Source organism: Streptomyces sp. NRRL F-2664, assembly GCF_000719345.1.
Classification (GTDB): Bacteria; Actinomycetota; Actinomycetes; order Streptomycetales; family Streptomycetaceae; genus Streptomyces.
The window spans coordinates 1-335 of record NZ_JOFX01000442.1; the positions used below are offsets into that span (position 1 = coordinate 1).

A 335-nucleotide genomic window follows, 5' to 3' on the forward strand; every position below is an offset into this window, starting at 1 on the left:
CCCCGCCGAGTGTGGCCGGTCCGGCGACGGACGCGCGCACTACTCGGGCAAGCACCGGCGGCATGGGGTGAACCTTCGGTGGTGACGGCCCCGGACGCAACGCTGGTCTGGATCCCACCGGCACTGGCGGGCCGCGTCCATGATCTCACCGCTGCCCCCTGGCACAGGACCATCGCCACCCGCGTCCGCCTCGGCATTCCAGTCCTCGCCGACCAGGCCTACCAGGGAGCCGGCGACACCGTCGCCGTTCCCCACCGCCGCAAACCGGGAAAGGACCCCACACCCAGACAGAAGCGCGTCAACCGAGCCCGCTCCCGCCTCCGATGGCCAGTCGA

General features: G+C 71.9%; 1 pseudogene. It reads left to right on the forward strand.

Going from position 1 to position 335, the window contains the following annotated elements:
• Positions 1 to 335 (forward strand): annotated as a pseudogene (locus tag IF89_RS44255) (transposase family protein); the annotation flags it as partial.